The sequence below is a fragment of the Pseudomonas sp. Fl5BN2 genome (genome assembly GCF_009908205.1).
In the GTDB taxonomy this organism is placed as follows: Bacteria; Pseudomonadota; Gammaproteobacteria; order Pseudomonadales; family Pseudomonadaceae; genus Aquipseudomonas.
Genome location: NZ_JAAARL010000021.1, coordinates 78,640 through 97,767 on the forward strand (window position 1 = coordinate 78,640; position 19,128 = coordinate 97,767).

The 19,128-nt window shown below is 61.6% G+C and carries 16 protein-coding genes; 8 read left to right on the forward strand and 8 right to left on the reverse strand.

The genetic code is table 11. From position 1 onward, the window contains the following. Positions 1 to 2: 2 nt before the first annotated feature. The 5 genes from GV819_RS33495 to GV819_RS25765 form a co-directional block, all read right to left on the reverse strand. The gene (locus tag GV819_RS33495; RefSeq protein WP_161758861.1) at positions 3 to 1,019 is read right to left on the reverse strand and encodes a fimbrial protein; all 1,017 of its coding nucleotides are present in this window, start codon (positions 1,017 to 1,019) and stop codon (positions 3 to 5) included. Between the two features lie 4 nt (positions 1,020 to 1,023). Continuing rightward, positions 1,024 to 3,534 (reverse strand): fimbria/pilus outer membrane usher protein, encoded by a 2,511-nt coding sequence (locus GV819_RS25750; protein WP_161758862.1) that lies wholly within the window; start codon positions 3,532 to 3,534, stop codon positions 1,024 to 1,026. Between the two features lie 83 nt (positions 3,535 to 3,617). Next, positions 3,618 to 4,343, reverse strand: coding sequence for a fimbrial biogenesis chaperone (locus tag GV819_RS25755; RefSeq protein WP_161758863.1), 726 nt, complete (start codon positions 4,341 to 4,343; stop codon positions 3,618 to 3,620). A gap of 48 nt (positions 4,344 to 4,391) precedes the next feature. Then, complete coding sequence (locus GV819_RS25760) at positions 4,392 to 4,979, reverse strand: fimbrial protein (RefSeq protein WP_368668942.1); 588 nt, start codon at positions 4,977 to 4,979, stop codon at positions 4,392 to 4,394. 291 nt (positions 4,980 to 5,270) lie between these two features. Next, positions 5,271 to 6,176, reverse strand: coding sequence for a helix-turn-helix domain-containing protein (locus tag GV819_RS25765; RefSeq protein WP_161758864.1), 906 nt, complete (start codon positions 6,174 to 6,176; stop codon positions 5,271 to 5,273). A 163-nt stretch (positions 6,177 to 6,339) separates the two neighbouring features. Here GV819_RS25765 and GV819_RS25770 point away from each other — a divergent pair, with 163 nt between their 5' ends. From GV819_RS25770 to GV819_RS25780, 3 genes are read left to right on the forward strand one after another with little or no spacing between them, the layout of a single operon-like run. After that, entirely contained in the window at positions 6,340 to 7,698 is a 1,359-nt protein-coding gene (locus GV819_RS25770) for a glutamine synthetase family protein (RefSeq protein WP_161758865.1), read from the forward strand. A 47-nt stretch (positions 7,699 to 7,745) separates the two neighbouring features. Next, complete coding sequence (locus GV819_RS25775; RefSeq protein ID WP_161758866.1) at positions 7,746 to 8,834, forward strand: polyamine ABC transporter substrate-binding protein; 1,089 nt, start codon at positions 7,746 to 7,748, stop codon at positions 8,832 to 8,834. Next, on the forward strand, positions 8,831 to 10,132 hold the full coding sequence (locus GV819_RS25780; RefSeq protein ID WP_161758867.1) for an NAD(P)/FAD-dependent oxidoreductase: 1,302 nt from the start codon (positions 8,831 to 8,833) through the stop codon (positions 10,130 to 10,132). Before GV819_RS25775 ends, GV819_RS25780 begins: the two co-directional genes overlap by 4 nt. 37 nt (positions 10,133 to 10,169) lie before the next feature. On the opposite strand, the gene GV819_RS25785 is transcribed toward GV819_RS25780, so the two are convergent. Next, positions 10,170 to 11,057 (reverse strand): alpha/beta fold hydrolase, encoded by an 888-nt coding sequence (locus GV819_RS25785; RefSeq protein ID WP_161758868.1) that lies wholly within the window; start codon positions 11,055 to 11,057, stop codon positions 10,170 to 10,172. A 104-nt stretch (positions 11,058 to 11,161) separates the two neighbouring features. Here GV819_RS25785 and GV819_RS25790 point away from each other — a divergent pair, with 104 nt between their 5' ends. Beyond that, positions 11,162 to 12,061 carry a LysR family transcriptional regulator gene (locus GV819_RS25790; protein ID WP_161758869.1) on the forward strand — a complete coding sequence of 300 codons (900 nt, stop codon included), beginning with the start codon at positions 11,162 to 11,164 and terminating at the stop codon, positions 12,059 to 12,061. Between the two features lie 24 nt (positions 12,062 to 12,085). Here the strand turns inward: GV819_RS25790 and GV819_RS25795 are convergent, their stop codons facing one another. Both GV819_RS25795 and GV819_RS25800 read right to left on the reverse strand, forming a co-directional pair. After that, entirely contained in the window at positions 12,086 to 13,048 is a 963-nt protein-coding gene (locus GV819_RS25795) for an alpha/beta fold hydrolase (protein ID WP_161758870.1), read from the reverse strand. A gap of 213 nt (positions 13,049 to 13,261) precedes the next feature. After that, entirely contained in the window at positions 13,262 to 14,017 is a 756-nt protein-coding gene (locus GV819_RS25800; RefSeq protein ID WP_161758871.1) for a TetR/AcrR family transcriptional regulator, read from the reverse strand. A 353-nt stretch (positions 14,018 to 14,370) separates the two neighbouring features. On the opposite strand from GV819_RS25800, the gene GV819_RS25805 reads away from it, so the two are divergent. Genes GV819_RS25805 through GV819_RS25820 form a run of 4 tightly spaced genes read left to right on the forward strand, consistent with a single transcriptional unit; the run spans position 14,371 to position 19,039 of the window. Next, the gene (locus tag GV819_RS25805) at positions 14,371 to 15,075 is read left to right on the forward strand and encodes an ABC transporter ATP-binding protein (protein ID WP_161758872.1); all 705 of its coding nucleotides are present in this window, start codon (positions 14,371 to 14,373) and stop codon (positions 15,073 to 15,075) included. Further along, entirely contained in the window at positions 15,072 to 16,271 is a 1,200-nt protein-coding gene (locus GV819_RS25810) for an ABC transporter permease (RefSeq protein ID WP_161758873.1), read from the forward strand. The genes GV819_RS25805 and GV819_RS25810 overlap by 4 nt, the downstream gene beginning before the upstream one ends. Then, complete coding sequence (locus GV819_RS25815) at positions 16,264 to 17,763, forward strand: TolC family protein (protein WP_372242119.1); 1,500 nt, start codon at positions 16,264 to 16,266, stop codon at positions 17,761 to 17,763. The genes GV819_RS25810 and GV819_RS25815 overlap by 8 nt, the downstream gene beginning before the upstream one ends. Further along, on the forward strand, positions 17,753 to 19,039 hold the full coding sequence (locus tag GV819_RS25820; RefSeq protein WP_161758874.1) for an efflux RND transporter periplasmic adaptor subunit: 1,287 nt from the start codon (positions 17,753 to 17,755) through the stop codon (positions 19,037 to 19,039). The genes GV819_RS25815 and GV819_RS25820 overlap by 11 nt, the downstream gene beginning before the upstream one ends. Positions 19,040 to 19,128: the final 89 nt, after the last annotated feature.

The window sequence follows — 19,128 nt, forward strand, 5'->3', positions numbered from 1 at the left end:
GCTTAGTTGTACTCGAGGATATAGTTGAGCGTTGCATCGGCTTTGCCCGCAGTAATCGAGTAGCCCGGAATCTTGACGTAGCGGGCCTTGATCGGCAGGTTGTACAACTCGCCACTTGCATCACTGCGCATCCACTTCATGGCCATGGCGTTGGCCTTGGAAATAGGCAGTGTTATCCCTTGTTCATTGAGCACGGAGATTTCCACGCCACCCGCCCCACCATTGGACAGTTTCAAACGACCCGCAGTGCGGAAGTTGCCCTCGAAGTAGGCCTTGACCGGCAACTTGGTTCCGGCAGGCAAGCCGGTACAAAGCACATCGAGGTCGAATGACTTGGTAGGTGTAGCCTCGACCTTCATATCCCCCGCCCAGACCTTGCCCATGGGCACGTTGATATTTTTTTTCACCCCTGCGCAGCCGGCGAAGTAACCGCCGGTTTCCACACGGGTGATGCCATTGATATTGATATTCGCGGCGTACCACTGGTCCACCATGAGCCTGATCTTGACATTCAGCTTGAGGTCGCCGGAACCCACGCCTTGGGCTGTCCGAACGAACTCGTATTTAAGGTTCCTTATAACAGAAGCCACCACGGTCATATTGTTTCCATAACTAAATGAGGTAGGTATCGAGACACCAGCGCCCTCAGACACCCTGAACCTGATGCCTATACCCGCCACTCCGGTCTTGTAGACATCTCTATAACCACTCTCGAGCTCTGCGCCACTATCAGGGGCGATTTCATAAGCTACTTTAACGGTAGTCACGAGAGGCATAGGACATTGAAAAGTGTCGTCTGACACTTGGTAATCGGCCGAAGTCGCCATTACTTTGCCCACTGCCACCATCTGCAACTTCATGGTGCTCGGTGTGTTCACATTAAATTCCTTTCGCTCGCTCCCGCCGTTTATCTCGCCATTCCAAATGCGCCAATAGCAGTTATTGGGGTTATCTGCCCTCGCTGTATCGAAAGCCATGCTCAAAAATACGGTCGCCAATAATAAAATAATGATTCGCACTGGGTTACCTCTCTGTATCTTGATCAGCGCAGACCACCGCTACCCGGTCATACACCGTGGATTTATCCGCTTGCGGTAGTTGGTAGGGGAAGGTGCAACTGCCATCGCCCCAGGTCACCCGTAACCGCCCCTGCTCCTTGATCCCGAACGCCAGGGCGCGGGCCATGTTGTCCACCACGGCCAGTTGCTTGCCCTGCTCATCGAGCAGCTGGGCGCCAAAGGGAATCCGCGCACCGGCGGCGTGGCTCAGCTCGAACTGCACCCGGCGTCCGGACTCGGCCTCGAAGCGCGCCTTGACGATGGCGCCACGGCGCGGCACCAGCATTTTTGAGCTTTCGCTGAGCTCCACATCGCTGCCCAGGGTCTGGGTATCCAGGTTCACCCAGTTGTAGCGGTAGGGCTGTGCATAGCTGCTGACGATGTAGCCGGAACCGTCGCTGCGGGCATTGGAGCCTTGCAGGCCGACGTTCTTCACCCCCGGCACTTCGATCAGGGCGAAGGTCTCCCCTACCGGTTGACCAAAGGTCACGCCGCCGGCGTGAGCCACCACCGACCCGGAGGCCGTGAGGTCCATGTGGCGGCTGTCGCCACTGCGCGAATAATTGCCCGCCAGCCGCGCCGAGGGCGCGTCCCAACCCAGCCCGACACCGGCGGAACTGTCGATCTGATCCACCCCGGCCTGGGCCGAATAGGACAGGGTCGCGGCATCGTCGATGTAACCGTTGATGCCCGACTGCAGGCTGCGCTGGCCATTGCCCGAAGAGGTCATGTTGCTGTAGAGACGATGGGAGCGCCCCGGGCTGCCAAAGGGAACGCTGAAAGACAGCGACACCTGGTTGTCCGAGCCTTGGGAGCTGCCGGAGTTCTGGGTGCGCGACAGCGACAGGCTGTAGCTGACGTTCTTCAGGTTGCCGCTGTAGCCCATCTGCAGGCGCCGGGTACTCCCGGCGCGGTTCCAGTAGCTGGTTTCACCGGCGCTGACGAACAGCGAGCCGCGGCCGCGCAACGACTGGTTGACGTTGAGGTCGATGCGGCTTTTTTGCCGGCCGAAGTTGTAGCCCTCGCTGCGCCCGGAGACGTACTCCTGCTCATCCACGTGCTGGCTCAGGGTGCGGTAGCCATCGGTGGAGTAGCGGTAACCGACCATGGTGAAGGTGGTGTCGGTCTGGTTCAGGGTCTTGGAGTACAGAAAGCGCACACTCTGCCCCTGTTTCTTCTCGCCGTGATCCGGCTGCGAACGGCTGTTGGTCACGTCCACCGACATGCCGCCCACCGGGGTGTTGAGCCCCAGGCCCAGGTTGAAGGCGTCATAACCCTCGGAGCGTAGAAAGCCGCCGTAGGTCGTGAGGTTGTCGCCAGCACCATAGACCCCGGTGGCCTGGACCAGGCTCGGCGAAGCACTGTCCTGGTTGTCGTACTGCCCGGCCGCCACGCTGTATTGCAGGTTGCCGCGCCGGGTCATCACCGGCAGGTAGGAGTAAGACTGTGAATAGCTGCGCTCGCGGCCGTCGGCCTCGATAATCTTGATTTCCAGGTCGCCGTTGGAACCACCGGGGTAGATGTCGCGGATTTCGAAGGCCCCTGGAGACACGGCCGTGGAGTAGATCACGTAGCCGTTCTGCCGAACTTCCACCGTCGCATTGGTTTCAGCGATGCCGCGCACCACCGGCGCATAGCCGACTTCGTTGTCCGGCAACATGCCGATATCGGAGCCCAGCAACACACCGCGAATCCGCGTGCTGTCGAAGATCTCACCGTTGGTGTACAGCTCGCCAAAGGACACCCGGCTGCTGAGGCTGGAAACGTCGCGCTCCACATAACTGCGGTTGCTGGAAAACTTGCGCTGCATGCCCGTGCCCTGGGTCAGCGACGACTCGTTGCGCAGGCGCCATGGGCCGATGTTGAAACCATTGCGCAGGCCCAGGTAGGCGTAGTCGCTCGTGAAACTTTTGTTGCTGTTGCGGTTGAAGTTGGCCTGATAGTCACTGAAACCCGCAGTGATGCCTTCGTCCCACAGCGAGGGGTCAACGTAACCGTGAGAGCTGCGCAGGATATAAGCGTGGGGAATACTCACCGACAGGGTCAGGCTGGCCACGTCGAGTTCAGCCGAAGCGTCTTCGATGCGGTTGATATCGTAGATGTCTGCCTCATCGCTGCCGGGCAGCAACAAGCCTTCCTTTTCCAGGCGCTGGATATCCACGCCCAATTCGCGCAACAGTGCGATGGAAAGCACGGGGCGTACTTCACCGCTTTCGCTATCGGCTTCGAAGGTCACGTCCTGACGTCGGCTGAGGGTTTGGTTCAAAAACAGATCGACACTGTAGGTGCCGGGCACGACGCCGTTATTCTTTTCAAAAAAATGCAGATCTGTTGCGACCCCTTTGTCTTTGAGAAAGTACGGGTTGAACTGCGCAGCCAGAACACTAGGCGAACTTAGCAAGCCCATCGCCGCCAGCCAGGAAAAACCTGCTTGCGAACTGAACTTCAAACTCCATTTTTTTCTTAAATTCGACATGAGTTTATCCGGCTTCCCATATGAGAGGCTGCGTTTCATTCAAACAATGGAACCCATCAAGAATATAAAACGCTCAACCAGGTTTATTGACCGAGTTTGGTTTCGTGCTTGATCAGGGCGCCATAATCATTGATCGATTCCCAGTGAAGCTGGGCTTGGCCTTTGGGCATTGCACCGAGGCTTCTGACTTTCATGTAGACGGTGCTTTTCGGGGCAATCATTTGCTCTTGCACGTTGTAGCTTTGTTGCCCGCTACTCAATGTCAAAGTTCCCAGGGAGATGTTCAAGGCTGAAGGGTTTTGCACTTCCAGTTGAACCGCGCCATCACGGGTTACCAGGCGCCAGTGCAATTGGCTGGCGGATTCTTCCAGGGTTACGGTCACCGCCGCCGGGCGATAGAACACTTTGATTCGCTGGCGGATTGCCACCTGCAGGGAGTTCTCCTCCTTGGCCTGCTGGGGGATTTCCTGGACGTTGAGCCAGAACACCGATTCACGGTCCTCGGCCAGGCCCTTGCCGTGGTAGAAGATGCGCAGCATCTGTTGCTTGTTGCCGCCCATCCGCGCCAGCGCCGGAGTAATGGCGAACGGTACATCGGCGTCCTGATCCCGAGCATCCGCCTCGATCCACGACTGGATCATGATGTCCGCCGAGCCTAGGTTTCTCACCAGGATCGAGGCTTCACGATCGGCCGCCGGGTAGACAATACGGGTGCCGCCCAACTGGATTCCCGCCGAACAGACACCGGAAAACACCCACAGCGCCAGGATCAGCGCCGGGCGATAACGCACTGTAAAAAAACTTTTCATAAGTCACTCGCTGAGAGCGGGAGCATTGCGCCCCCGCTGGACGGAGATTTACTTGTAGGTCAGGGTAAACGGCAGGGTGCCGTCGGCGGGGCCTGCTTCCAAGGCTTCACCGTTGGCGACATAGGCCGCGCGCAGATTGAGGATGGCGCTGTACTTGTCGTCTGCGCCCTTGACCAGATTGCCATCGAAGCTCTGGTTCGCGGACAAGTTCAGCAAGTTGCTGTCGACGTCGTAGAGACCGATGCCCACACCCTTGGCGCTGCCCACCGTCTTCAACAGACTGTTGTTGGCCAAGTCGACACCGGAACCGGACATCGGGTCGAAGTTGACGCTGACGGTGTTCAGGCCTGTACCGGTGTTGCCGCAATCCAGGTTCAGGTTGATCGCGGTGCCACCCACGATACCGGCGGAACTGCCACTACCCAGGGAGTCCATACTGACCTTGCCGAGTTTGACTTCGATCTCCTGCTTACCTGCGCTTCCACCAACAGTGGTACCGCCACCGGCGGAGATCACACAAGAGGCAGAAGTAATTTCACCGGTGAAACTAATGGTGCCATCAGCAGCCATCGCACTAGTGGCGAATGCGCAGATTACTGATGTGGCCAACAGTTGCTTGATCATTTTGATAGACACGATTTACTCCTTGGATATTAGGTTAATTCAAACTAATAAGTGACACCATCACTGGTGCCAAACAAGGATAAAATCTTGCAGATTCCCAGACCACAAGAGTCATCTTCCGGGTATCCGAGAATCTTCTTGGAGGTGCTCAACGGCAGACTTTTCAGTCTTCCTTCAGAGCGCAAGGCGATAATCGATCAAGTCTAAATAAGCCTAGACTCTAAGGATAGTTAATGCTCGTAAAGTTCATGCCGCCGCAAAGCGAATGAACTTCATTAGTTAAACTTGAAAAGACTTGTTACATCACCCCGGCCGACGTTTCAACGTCTCACTGGGCAACTCCCTGAACAGCGCCCGATAGCTGCTGGAAAACCGTCCCAGGTGCCAGAACGACCAGTGCATCGCCACCTCGGCCACGGTGGTCTCGCTGGGCCCGCGGCTGAGCAGTTCGCGGTGCGCACTGTTGAGCCGGCGCAGGCGCAGCCACTGGCTGGGGGCCATGCCGGTAAAGGCCTTGAACGCGCTTTGCAACTGACGCAGGGAAACCCCGGCCACCTGGGACAATTCCAGCAGGTTGAGGGTTTCCTCGGGCACATCGGCAGCCCATTGCGCCACCCGCTGCATGATCACCCGCTCCTCGCTGCGCCGTTGCAGGCCGCCAGGGTCCAGGCGCACACAGGCGTTGTCGAGGATGTACAGGCAATCGTCCAGCAACTGCTGGGTCAGGGCTTCGCGGCTCGGTGGATCGAAGGTCTGGGACAAGCGGGTCAAGGTGCCGCTGAGCCAGCGGCAGAACAAGGCGTTCTGCTGGCTGTTGAGCGGCGCCATGAACAAGCCGTCCAGGCGCTCCACTCCCAGGCCATGACGCTGGACGAATTCGGGGCCGAATACCACCGCCACTTCCTGGTAGTTCTCCGGGGTGATCCAGATGTTGCGACTTTCGCCGTTGAGCACGTACAGGGCGTTGTCGCTGCGGTCGAAACAGAACGCCAGGGCGCCTGCGGGAGCGCTGAAATTCTGCTCGACCCGGGTGTTCATGCACTCCTCGTAGATCTCGACGCCCTGCAGGTCGAGGTAGCGCACCAGACCATTGAAATGCCCGGGGGACATTTGCTGGTAATGCTGCACCCAGCCCGGGGTGGCACGGATCTGATCGGCCACATCGAAGGTGTTGAATGCTTGGACCTGAAGCGGATTGGAGGCTGTCATCGGGGGACCTTGCGCACTCTTTTGGTGCGCTTTGGTGCTGCTTAAAGTGGATAGATGGAACATCAAGGCTCGCCCAAGATAGTCGTCAATGCGCCGCAGGGGAAGCCTTGCCGGGATACTCCCGCTCACCTCGGAGCAGATAAAACCAATAATCGAGGTCTTTATGAACGCCCCTTTCGATCAGCTTTCCTCTTGGCTGAAAGATCACAAGATTACCGAAGTAGAGTGCGTGGTCAGCGACTTGACCGGCATTGCCCGCGGCAAGATCGCACCCACCAACAAGTTCCTGCATGAGCGAGGCATGCGCCTGCCGGAAAGTGTCTTGCTGCAAACGGTAACCGGGGATTTTGTCGACGACGACCTGTACTACGAGCTGCTGGACCCGGCGGATATCGACATGATCTGCCGCCCGGATTCCGCCGCCATGTACCTGGTGCCCTGGGCCATCGAGCCGACAGCAATCGTCATCCACGACACCTTCGACAAGCACGGCAACCCCATCGAGCTGTCGCCGCGCAACGTGCTGAAGAAAGTCCTGCAGCTGTACACCGACAAGGGCTGGCAGCCGATCGTCGCACCGGAAATGGAGTTCTACCTGACCCAGCGCTGCGAAGACCCGGACCTGCCGCTCAAGGCGCCACTGGGCCGTTCCGGTCGTGCGGAAAGTGGCCGCCAGTCGTTCTCCATCGATGCCGCCAACGAGTTCGATCCGCTGTTCGAAGATGTCTACGACTGGTGCGAAGCCCAAGGCCTGGACCTCGACACGCTGATCCACGAAGACGGCCCGGCGCAGATGGAAATCAACTTCCGTCACGGCGACGCCCTGGACCTGGCAGACCAGATCACCGTGTTCAAGCGCACCCTGCGCGAGGCGGCACTCAAGCACAACGTCACCGCCACCTTCATGGCCAAGCCCGTGGCCGACGAGCCGGGCAGCGCCATGCACCTGCACCAGAGCGTGGTGGACATCGCCACCGGCAAGCCGATCTTCGTCGACGCCAACGGTGAGAAAAGCAAGCTGTTCCTGCACCACATCGGCGGCCTGCAGAAGTACATCCCCAAGGTGCTGCCGATGTTCGCCCCCAACGTCAACTCGTTCCGCCGCTTCCTGCCGGACACCTCGGCCCCGGTGAACGTCGAGTGGGGTGAGGAAAACCGCACCGTTGGCCTACGGGTGCCGACTTCCAGCCCGGACGCGATGCGCGTTGAAAACCGCCTGCCCGGGGCCGACGCCAATCCTTACCTGGCCATCGCCGCCAGCCTGCTGTGCGGCTACCTGGGCATGGTCGAGGGCATCGAACCCAGTGCCGCCGTGGAAGGTCGCGCCTATGAGCGCCGCAACCTGCGCTTGCCGATCACCATCGAAGACGCCCTGGCACACATGGAAGATTGCCCGACCATCGAGCAGTACCTGGGGCGCAAGTTCGTCCGTGGCTACGTGGCGGTCAAGCGTGCCGAACACGAGAACTTCAAGCGCGTGATCAGTTCCTGGGAGCGTGAATTCCTGCTGCTCAGCGTCTAAAACCCGCGATTGTGCAATCACCAAAAATAACTCGAAGAGGTGTCGATATGCGTCTTTTGAAAGCAGTGATCCCGGCAGCATTGGCGATCCTGGCCAGCACTGCTGCCCAGGCCCAGCCCAGCGTCAGCGTGTACAACTGGACCGACTATATCGGTCAGACCACCCTCGCCGACTTCCAGGCGCAAACCGGGATCAAGGTGATCTACGACGTCTTCGACTCCAACGAAACCCTGGAGGGTAAGTTGCTGGCCGGGCGTACCGGCTACGACGTGGTGGTGCCCTCCAACCACTTTCTTACCCGCCAGGTGAAGGCCGGGGCCTTCCTCAAGCTCGACCGCTCGCAGTTGCCCAACTGGCAGAACCTCGATCCCAAGCTGCTGGCCCTGCTGGAAAAGAACGACCCTGGCAACCAGCACTCGGTGCCCTACCTGTGGGGAACCAACGGCATTGGCTACAACGTCGACAAGGTCAAGCAGGTGCTGGGCATCGACCACATCGATTCCTGGGCGGTGCTGTTCGAGCCCGAGAACCTGAAGAAGCTCCAGCAGTGCGGCGTGTCGATGATGGATTCGGCAGATGAAGTGTTCCCGGCGATGCTCAACTACCTGGGCATGGACCCACGCAGCGAAAGCCCCGAGGACTACAAGAAAGCCGAGGCCAAGCTGCTGACCCTGCGCCCCTACATCACCTACTTCCACTCTTCCAAGTACGTCTCGGACTTGGCCAACGGTGATATCTGCATCGCTTTTGGCTACTCCGGCGACGTGTTCCAGGCGGCCAACCGCGCCAAGGAAGCCAAGAACGGGGTCAACATCGCCTACGCGATTCCCAAGGAAGGCAGCAACCTGTGGTTCGACCTGCTGGCGATTCCCTCCGACGCCAGCAACCTCAAGCAGGCCCATGCCTTCATCAACTACCTGCTGGACCCGCAAGTGATCGCCAAGGTCAGCGCCTACGTCGGCTACGCCAACCCCAACCCGGCGGCCAAGCAGTACATGGATGCCGAGCTGGTCAACAACCCCGAGGTCTACCCACCTCAGGAAGTGCTGGACAAGCTGTACATCTCTACCACCCCGACGCCGGCCATCATGCGTCTGATGACCCGCTCCTGGAGCAAAGTGAAGTCCAACAAATGAATCAACCCATAGTCTCGGGCCATGCCCGCTCCTACTACGCCGCCTCGGTCGGTGCGCTGCCCGACTATCCGTCCCTGAGTGGCGACCTGGACGCCGATGTCTGTGTGATCGGCGGTGGTTTTACCGGGGTCAACACCGCCATCGAGCTGGCCCAGCGCGGCCTCTCGGTGATCCTCCTGGAAGGCCGGCGCATTGGCTGGGGCGCCAGCGGCCGCAATGGCGGGCAGCTGATTCGTGGCATTGGCCATGACGTCAGCGGCTTTGCCCGCTACGTGGGCAGCGAGGGGGTGAATTACCTTGAACGCGCCGGGATCGAATCGGTGGAGGTGGTCGGCCAGCGCATCGTCGAGCACGGCATCGACTGCGACCTGCGCTGGGGCTTTTGCGAACTGGCCAATACCCCGGCTCAGTTCAAGGCGTTTCAGGCCGAACAGCACAGCCTGGCAGACCTGGGCTACCGCCACGCCACACGCCTGGTAACGGCCAAGCAGATGCACCAGGTGGTGGCCTCGTCGCTGTATGCCGGCGGCATGGTGGATATGGGATCGGGGCACCTGCACCCCCTCAAGCTGGTACTGGGCGAGGCACAAATCGCCGCGTCCCTGGGGGTGCGGATCTTCGAACACAGTCCGGTGCTGGAGTTGCTCCATGGCGACAGCGTGAAGGTGCGCTGCGCCAGCGGCACTGTACGCGCCGGCCGCCTGGTGCTGGCCTGCAATGCCCATCTGGATGAACTGGAGCCGCGCCTGAGTGGCAAGGTACTGCCTGCGGGCAGCTACATCATCGCCACCCAGCCGTTGCCCGAAGCGCTCGCTGTGCAGTTGATCCCCGGCAACCTGGCGCTGTGCGACCAGAAGGTCGGCCTCGACTACTACCGGCTGACGGCGGATCGGCGCTTGCTGTTCGGTGGCGCCTGTCACTATTCAGGGCGTGACCCAGCGGACATCGGCGCCTATATGCGGCCGAAGATGCTCAAGGTGTTCCCGCATTTGAGCGAGGCGGCCATCGACTTCCAGTGGGGTGGCAAGATCGGCATCACCGCCAATCGCTTCCCCCAGGTCGGGCGCCTGCGTCAGTACCCCAATGTGTACTACGCCCAGGGCTATTCCGGTCACGGGCTGAATGTCACCCATTGGACCGCACGCCTGCTGGCCGAGGCGATCCATGCCGGGCACAGCCAGGGCATGGATATCTTCAGCGCCGTACCGCACATGACCTTTCCCGGTGGCCCCGCCTTGCGCGTCCCATTGCTGGCCCTGGGCATGCTCTGGCACCGCCTGCGCGAAACCTTGGGATAGGCCCCGGAGTCGCCCGGAGATTCCGGGGGCCGTGGGGTCAGTGCTGGATAAAGCGCAAAATGGCCTCGGCCACCACGGGGGCCGCTTCACGCTGAGGGAAATGCCCGATGCCATCGAGTATTTCTCGCTGATAACGTCCGGAAAAATAAGCTTCACGGCCTGTGGAGCTGTCCGGGTGATTGCACCTGTCCACCGCGCCATGCAGCACCAAGGTGGGCAGCGCCAGCAACGGCGCCGGATCGAGTTGCGCTTCGGCCGCCTCATAAGCCGGATCCCCCAAGGCCATCCCCCAGCGGTGCTGATAGGAGTGCAGCACGACTTCGGCCCAGTCCTCGCCCTCGAACGCCTGCGCCGCCTGGCGAAATGCCGCCTCGGTGTACCAGCCCGCCGGAGACCAGGTATCCCACATCATTCGCGCAAATGCCTGACGCTCTTCCCGCACGGTTCGCTGCCCCCTGGGCGTAGCCATGAACCAGTGGTACCAGTAGTTGCGTACCTGCTCCAGGGCCAACGGTTGTTGCGGACTGTTGGTGCCGTAACCGACCGACAACATCACCAGGGCCGAAGCCACATCCGCACGCAAGCCGCAGGCATTGGCCACCGCCCGGGCCCCCCAGTCGTGGCCGACCAGCAGCGGCTGTTGCAGGCCAAGGGCATCGATGAACTGCAACAAGTCCACCCCCAGCGCCGCCAACTGACCGCTGCGCAAGGTGTTGCGCTGGCGAAAGCGGGTCGGCGCAAAGCCGCGCAGCACCGGCGCCAGCACCCGATAACCGGCCGCCGCCAAAAGCGTTGCCACGCCTTCCCAGGTGTGCGCGCTGTCAGGCCAGCCGTGCACCAGTACCGCCGTCTTCGATCCTTCGGGGTTCCATTGCAGGTAGGCCACCTCAAGATCAACGGTGGTGACGAATGAATAGGACTGCATGCTCGGCTCCAGCTCATAAGGAGCCCCATCCTAGGCCGGCGTTACTGATTGATTGCTGATGAATCAGATCGTACTGTTGATATTCGCTGATGAATCGAGCCGCCATGAACACCCCACTCCCTGCCCTTCCCCCGTCCCTGGACCTGCAGTTGCTGCGCACCTTCCTCGCCGTGGTCGACGCCCACAGCTTCGCCCTGGCTGCCGACTGGCTGGCGTTGACCCCTTCGGCGGTGAGCGGGCACATCAAGCGCCTGGAAGACAACGTCGGGGTCAAGCTCCTGGCCCGTACCACCCGCCGCCTGGAGCTGACCGCTCAAGGCGAGACGCTTTACGCCTATGGGCGAAATATCCTCAACCTTGAGCGAGAAGTTCGCGCCAAACTCTCCGGCAGCCCCCTGCAAGGCCGCTTGCGGGTCGGCGCCTCGGAGGACTTCGCCAGCACCTGGCTGCCCTATGTGTTGCAATCTTTCAGCCGTTCTCATCCCCAGGCCAGCGTCGAGCTCAAGGTCGGTGTCACCAGCCAATTGCTGCAGTTCAAGGACCTGGGCCACCTGGATCTGGTGTTCGGCAAGCAATGTCGGCGAGTCGAACAGGAAGGTGAGCTGCTGTGGGAAGAGCCGCTGGTCTGGGCCTACAGCAGTCAGTTGCCATTGGACCCGCTGGCCCCCCTGCCCCTGGCGGTGTTCCCGGAGCCCTGTGTGTACCGGGAGTCAGCGGTTGACGCCTTGTCCCAGGCGCAGCGGGCCTGGCGCCTGGCGTTCGAGAGCAGCAGCATGGCCGGTTGCATTGCGGCGGCCCTGGCAGGCTTCGCCGTCACTCCGATCGCCCGCAGCCAACTGCGTGAGGGGCTCTGCGAACTGGGTCCGGAGCAGGCGTTGCCGAAATTGGCCGTGGCGCGTTTCTATGCCTTTGCCGAAGGGGGCAGCCCGGCGGTAAGCGCCCTGGTCGAGTCCGTGCGGGAATGGGGCAAGCGCAAGCGCTTCATTGGCGATAGCCGGCTGTAAGCCCCTGCCAGCCGATGGTCTGCCTCAGTCCGCATCCAGAACGGCAAAGTGCCGGCTCAGGAAGTCCAGCAACAGGCGGTTGACCTGTGGCGCCTGCTCGCTCTGAATCCAATGCCCGCAGTCGTGCAGGGTATGTTGCTCAAGATCAGGTACCACCGTCGGCATGCGCTTGAGGGTATGCGCTTCAAGCACGCCCACCGGATCGCGGTCCCCCAGCAGGAACAAAGTGGGTTGCAGCACCTGGGCGCCCTGCAGGAACTCGGTGCACTGCCAGGTGCGTTCGAAGTTGCGATACCAGTTCAGGGCTCCGCGAAATCCGCGCCCGGCAAACGTCTCTCGGTAGGCCTGGAAATCGTCTTCGGAACACCAGTCGGGCAGCCCGACGGGCACCGAGACCCCATCGAACAGGCGGGCATCGGCCGGCTTGGCCTCCAACAGCGCGGCAACATTGCCCATGAACAGCCGCAGACTGGCGTCGATGTCCGCATCCAGTTCCGCCTCAGCCAGCCCGGGCTCCTGGAAATACAGGATGTAGTTGAAGTGTTCACCATGCACCTCGCGCATGATCTCGCTGGCCGGGCGTTTCGGCCGTCCGGCAAAGGGCACCGACAGGGTCACCAGCGCCGCCACCCGCTGTGGTTCCAGCAGCGCCAGGTGCCAGGCCAGCGGCGCGCCCCAATCGTGGCCGACGATGCACACGCGTTGATGGCCGAAGGAGTCCATGGCCTGTTGAATGTCCCCGCACAGGGTCAGCAGATCGTAGGCCTCGACCGCCTCTGGAGCCGAGCTGCGACCGTAGCCACGCAGCTCCGGCACCAGCACCCTGAAACCTGCGGCCACCAGGGCCGGCACCTGATGCCGCCAGGAGTGCCAGCACTCGGGGAAACCATGCAGCAGCCACACCGGCGGCGCCGACTCAGGGCCCGCGGCCCGGACATTGAGTTCGATACCGTTGACGGACAAAAGGTGCTGTTGATAGGCAATCATCCCGAGCGCTCCAAGGCAGGTGCAGGAGCAAAACCTAGCAGAGCTCACTGGCTGCCCTGAGCATCATTGATCTGTCGAATGATTGCGCTGCTCCTGGAGCCGCTGGCGCAGATTGCGAGCCGCCATGCGACGCCCCCAGGCACACATCTGCTTGGCAGCACACTGCCGCCCGATTGATTGCAGGCGGCAGCAACTGTAGGAGTCGAGGGGGCGTCAGCCGGGAATGAGCCCGACCAGGGATTGGCTTTGCTGGCGAATCAGGCGCTGGGTATTCAGGACCTTTTCCAGGGCCTGTTGCGAATCCGGGTCCTGCATCGGCGCACGAATCGCCGCAGACACCAGGCTGATCAGCTTGGCCATGACTTCGGCGTCGGTGGCTGGGCGGCCCAGGCTCATGGCCTGCATCAGCAGGCGCAGCTCGGTGCCCGCCATGACCCCGGAAATCGCCTTGAGGGCGAACTGCAGGCGCACCCCGAGCTCGTTGCGCGGCAGGTCCGGCAAGGCCAGGGCGAAGGACTTGAAGAAGCGCTCGAACACCGGCTGGTAATGTTCCTTGAGGTATTCCTGAATGAACGGCGAGGTGTCGCTGTACACCCGGCCCAGGAAACGGATGAACGAGCGCCCTTCCAGGCCGCCACTTTCATCGCTGCGCTCCAGGCCCATGGCCGGGGCGAACAACACGCCCAGCAGGGTCTCGCAATCCAGCGGCCCCGCCGACTGTTCTTCACATTTGGCCAGCAGTTCCAGGCGTTGATCATTCAGCGGCCCCAGGCGTTGCATGAGCAAGGCCTTCATCAGCGAATCCTTGTCGCCGAAGTGATAGTTCACTGCGGCCAGGTTGACCTTGGCCCGCTCGGTGATCTGGCGCAGCAGCACCGCGTCGTAACCGTACTTGATGAACAGTGCCTCGGTCGCTTCCAGCAGTCGGGTCTTGGTGACATTGGGGGCACTGAGTTTCTTGGCGACCATGGAGGACTAACCTTTGCTGGGATGAAAAACTGACCGTTCGAACAGTGTTTTAAAAAAAAATTTGATTTTTTATACCCGTGAGAGGCCCTAAAAGCAAGCTCCTGAAGGACTTGCAGAGTGACCGAAGGCCTTTTTGTGACCCGTCGGTTCCTCGAAAAAAAGCCGTCGAAAAAGCCCTCAATTACCCGGTTCAGACGGCTGGCGCAGCAGGATGAACACAGTTACTATTCAAACAAAGTTTTTAAAATAATAAATAAAACCAGAGCTTGGCGTTGCCCCCCGAAAAGCCTGCCGATGATTCCCGAGGTGCGGTTTTTTCAAGCAACCCGTCGAGCCAGCCGGCGCGGTAAGCGATGACAGCGACGATAATCGAGCAAGGTTTTATCTCCCTGCAGGGCATAGGCAAGAGCTATCGGCTGGCGGAGCAACCGCTGCACATTCTGAAGAACGTTTCCCTGTCCATCGAAGCCGGTGAAAGCTGCGCCATTCTCGGCGCTTCGGGTTCCGGCAAAAGCACCCTGCTGAACATCCTCGGCCTGCTGGACTTGCCCGACAGCGGCGACTATCGCTTTGCCGGCCACGACATCTTTGCCGCCAGCCCCGACCAGTTGGCAGCGATCCGCAACCAGCAGATCGGCTTCGTGTTCCAGAGCTTCAACCTGCTGGCCCGCCTCAGTGCCCTGGACAACGTCGCCCTGCCCCTGAGCTACCGCGGCGTGTCCCGACGCGAATCCCTGGAACGGGCCATGCACCGGCTCGATCAGGTGGGCCTGGCAGAGCGCGCCGAGCATCGCCCGGCCGATCTGTCCGGCGGCCAGCGCCAACGGGTGGCGATCGCCCGCGCGCTGGTGGGCGAACCCTCGGTGATCCTGGCCGACGAACCCACCGGCAACCTCGACAGCCACACCGCCCAGGAGATCATGGACCTGCTGCTGTCATTGAACCGTGAACGCCAGGTCACCCTGATCATCGTCACCCACGACCCGAACATTGCCCAGCGCCTGGAGCGGCAGATCCGGGTCACTAACGGTGTGGTGCAGGAGGTCTGCCCGGCATGAGCCTGATGCTCGAGCAAAGCGCCAGCCAGTTGCTGCACGAAGCCTTTATCAGCCTGCGCACCTTGGGCAAACGCTCGATCCTGGCCCTGTTGGGGATCGTCATCGGCAGTTCATCGGTAGTGGCCTTGATCAATATCGGCCACAACGCCGCCGAAGATGCCGCGGCGATTTTCCAGGACATGGGCACCGATACCCTGGCGGTGCAGTTCCCCGACTCATCAGGGAACCGCACACCCATGCCGGCGACCCTGGATATCCAGCAACTGCACAGCGCCTTGCCCTCGCTCCTGCACATCGCGCCCGTGGCCCTGTTCAGCGGGCCGGTGGTTTACCAGGGCCTAACCACCAATGCCAATCTGGTGGGCAGCACCGCGTCCCTGGCGGAGGCCATGCGCCTGCAATTGCAGGAGGGGCGTTTTCTTTCGCAATTCGACGCCGGTGAAACCTACGCGGTGGTCGGTGCACAGGTCGCCCAAGCCCTGAGCAAACCCCATGCGCCACTGCGCCTGGGGGACCGAATCCGCATCAACGACTACCTGTTCCAGGTCATTGGCATCCTGCGCAGCCAGCCCGCTGCGGTACTGATCCCGGTGCAGACCAACGAATCCCTGTTCATCCCGCTGGAAGGCATGCGGCGCATTTCCAGCAGCCCGCAGATCAGCAACCTGATCGCCCGCACCACGCAGGCCCAGGACATGAATCAGCTGGCCACGGCACTGTCTGAAACGTTGAAGAAACAGCTGCCGGGGCGCGAGGTCGAGGTGCAGATCCCGCAAAAGATCATCGATGGCATGACCCGGCAAAGCCGCACCTTTGGTTACTTGTTGATGGCCCTGGGCGGCATCTCGCTGGTCGGCGGCGGTGTCGGGGTGATGAACGTGATGCTGATGAACGTCTCGGAGCGCCGCCGGGAGATCGGCATCCGCATGGCCCTGGGGGCTCGACGCCGGGATATCCGCAATCTGTTCCTGCTTGAAGCGGTGACCCTGACCGCGGTCGGCGCCCTCTCCGGGGCCGTGCTTGGCCTGAGCGCCGCCTACCTCTATGCCCGCGTTTCAGGCTGGGTATTTTCCCTGGCCTCCGCGTCCTTGCCCCTGGGGATCGGCAGCACCTTGTTGATCGGGCTGTTCTTCGGCCTGTATCCGGCGATCTCGGCCTCGCGCCTGCAACCGGTGGAGGCGCTGCGCGATGATTAACCAGCCACGCGCCGCGTTCTTGCTGTTGTGCCTGCTCAGCGCCGTGGGCCAGGCCCAAGCGCAGGACATGAACGTGGCCCGCCAAGCCTCGGCCCCGAGCATGCGCAGCACCTATGAGCGCAGCGCCCTGCTCAGCCAACAGCAGGCCAGCCTGACCCTGGGCGACGCGGTCTACCTGGGGTTGCGCAACAACCGCGGGATTCGCAGCGCCTACCTGCAGCGGGTCGCACAGAAGTTCGACCTGCGGGTCTCCGAGGACGCGTTCAATCCCAAGCTGGTGCTCAACGGTGCCTATCAAGCCAACAAGGGCAGCGATGACGGTGCGCGCAAGGCGACCTTGAGTCCCACCTCAAGCCTGCTCGGCGAGTACGGTACCCGCCTGAACCTGGCCTGGCGGCAGGAGCTGAACAATGCCAATCGTGCCGGCTACTACCGCCGCGACGGCCTGGACCTGGCTATTATCCAGCCGCTGCTCAAGGGCGCCGGCTGGGACGTCACCACCGCCCCGCTGCGCCTGGCGCGGATCAACGAGCAAGCCTATCGCCTCAACCTCAAGGCCAACGTGGCGCAAACCATCACCGACATCATTGGCGCCTACCGCGAGCTGCTGCGGGGCCAGGAGCAACTGACGATCGTCGAGGATGCGCTCAAGCGCGCCAATGCCCTGCTTGAGGTGAACAAGGCCCTGATCGGTGCCGGGCGCATGGCGGAATTCGAGATTGTGCAGACCGAGGCCGACATCGCCAGCCAGGAGCTGGGGGTCGAGGAAGCGCGTAATCAAGTGGACATCAATCGCCTGACCCTGCTGCGCCTGCTGGCGCTGGACCTGTCCACGCGAATTCGCGCCAGCGATGGCCTTGAGGCGACTCGGATCAGCATTGACCAGCAGCAGGCGCTGCACCTGGCCAAGGCTCAGCAACCGAACTACCTGGCGACGCTGCTGGGCAGCCAGCAGGCCGACCTGAACCTGGTGATCGCCAAGGACCAGAGCCGTTGGGATGTGTCGCTGGTGGCCGGGGCCAATCAGGTGCGCAACCGCTACGACAACGACGGCGGCAATGGCACGGGACGGACCTGGGACAGCTACGCCGGAGTCCAGGTACAGATCCCCATTGGTGACCTCAGCACACGCCAGGCAGAAGTCCATGCCCGGGTCGATGTGGAGAACCAGGAACTGGTCCTGGCCGACGCCCGCCAGGCCCTGGAACGCAGCGTCAACGATGTGGTGCGAGACCTCGGCACCCGCTGGCGGCAATACGAAATATCCCAGCGCGCGGTGGAGCTGTCCAAGCGCAAACTGGCCATCGAGCGGGAGAAACTCAGCGCCGGACGCTCCAGCAACTTTCAGGTGCTGAGCTACGAAAGCGATTTGCGCGGTAGCGAAAATGCTCGCCTCAATGCCCTGATTGCCTACCTCAACGCCCAGAGCCAACTGGATCTGACTTTGGGCACCACCTTGGAGACCTGGGACATTGCGCTCAATGACTACTGATCAACGAACATGGCGCAAGCGTGGCCTGCAAGGTGGCGCGGTGGTGTTGGTGCTGGCCTTGGCCGGCGCCGGCCTGGTCGGCTACCGCGCCCCGGCCGGTCCTGCAGCCGAGCAAGGCCGTTGGATCGAAGTCAGCAGCGCGCCGCTGATTCATCAGATCGGCCTGGTGGGCAAGATTGAACCGCAAGCCACCATCAGCCTGACGGCGCCCTTCGATGGCAATGTCCTGACCACCCTGGTGGAACAGGGCCAACGGGTCGAGGCCGGCCAGACCTTGTTGAAGATGGACCCCAGCCTGATCGAAATCCAGCTGCGCGAAGCCTTGTCGACCCAGCTCAAGGCCCGTCGTGCGGTGCAGGAACTGCAGGACTGGAACAACAGCACCCAAGTCACCCGGGCGCGCCGCACCCTGCGCACCTCACAAATGACGGTGAGCAACTCCGAGCGCAAGCTCAGCGAAAGCCAGAACCTGTTTGCCCGCGGCATCATTCCCCGTAATGAACTGGATGACCTGACCCAACTGCTGCAGACCCAGCGCCTGGACCTGACCGCGGCCCAGGGCGAACTGCAACAGGCGCTGGATCAGGGCAAGGGCGAATACCGGCAGATCGCCGACATGGAACTGACCAATGCCACGGTCAAGTACCAAGCACTGCGCAATCTCCTGGCCGGCAAGGACCTTACGGCACCGTTTGCCGGGATCGTGGTCCCGGCGCCGGGCATCAACCTGGCGCAACTCGCTTCGGCCGCCACTCCGGGCCCGGTGCAGGCCGGCAGCAAGGTTGGTCAGGGCCAGGCGTTGTTCGGCCTGGCCAACATCGAACAATTGAAGATCGTCAGCAAGGTCTCGGAGCTGGATATCAACCAGTTGCACCAGGGCCAGAGTGTGGAAATCCTCGGGGACGGCTTTGATGGCGAACGCCTCAGTGGCCAGGTAGAGATCGTCAGCAGCCTGGCCCTGCCGGGCGATGCCAGTGGTGGCAGCGCGCAGTTCCCGATCACCCTGTCGATCCCCAAGCTCAACCGTGAACAACTGCAGCGCGTACGCCTGGGGATGAGTGCGCGCTTGACCATCATCACCTACCGCAACGATCAGGCGATCGTGCTGCCGCCAACGGCGATCCAGCACGGGGCAGACGGCCTGAGCGTGGAATACCGGGCCTCCGCCGATCAACCGGCAAAACGCCTGCCGGTGAGCGTCGGTCAATCGACGGCGCAAGGTGTCGAAGTGTTCGGCCTGCCGCCGGGCCAGGTGCGCCTCCCTGGCGCCCCGTGAAACTCCAACCTCACAACAGCGCCGACACGCCGGCGGTCTTTTTGTAGGAGCCGGCTTGCCGGCGAAGAGGCCCGCAAGATCTGCAGCGC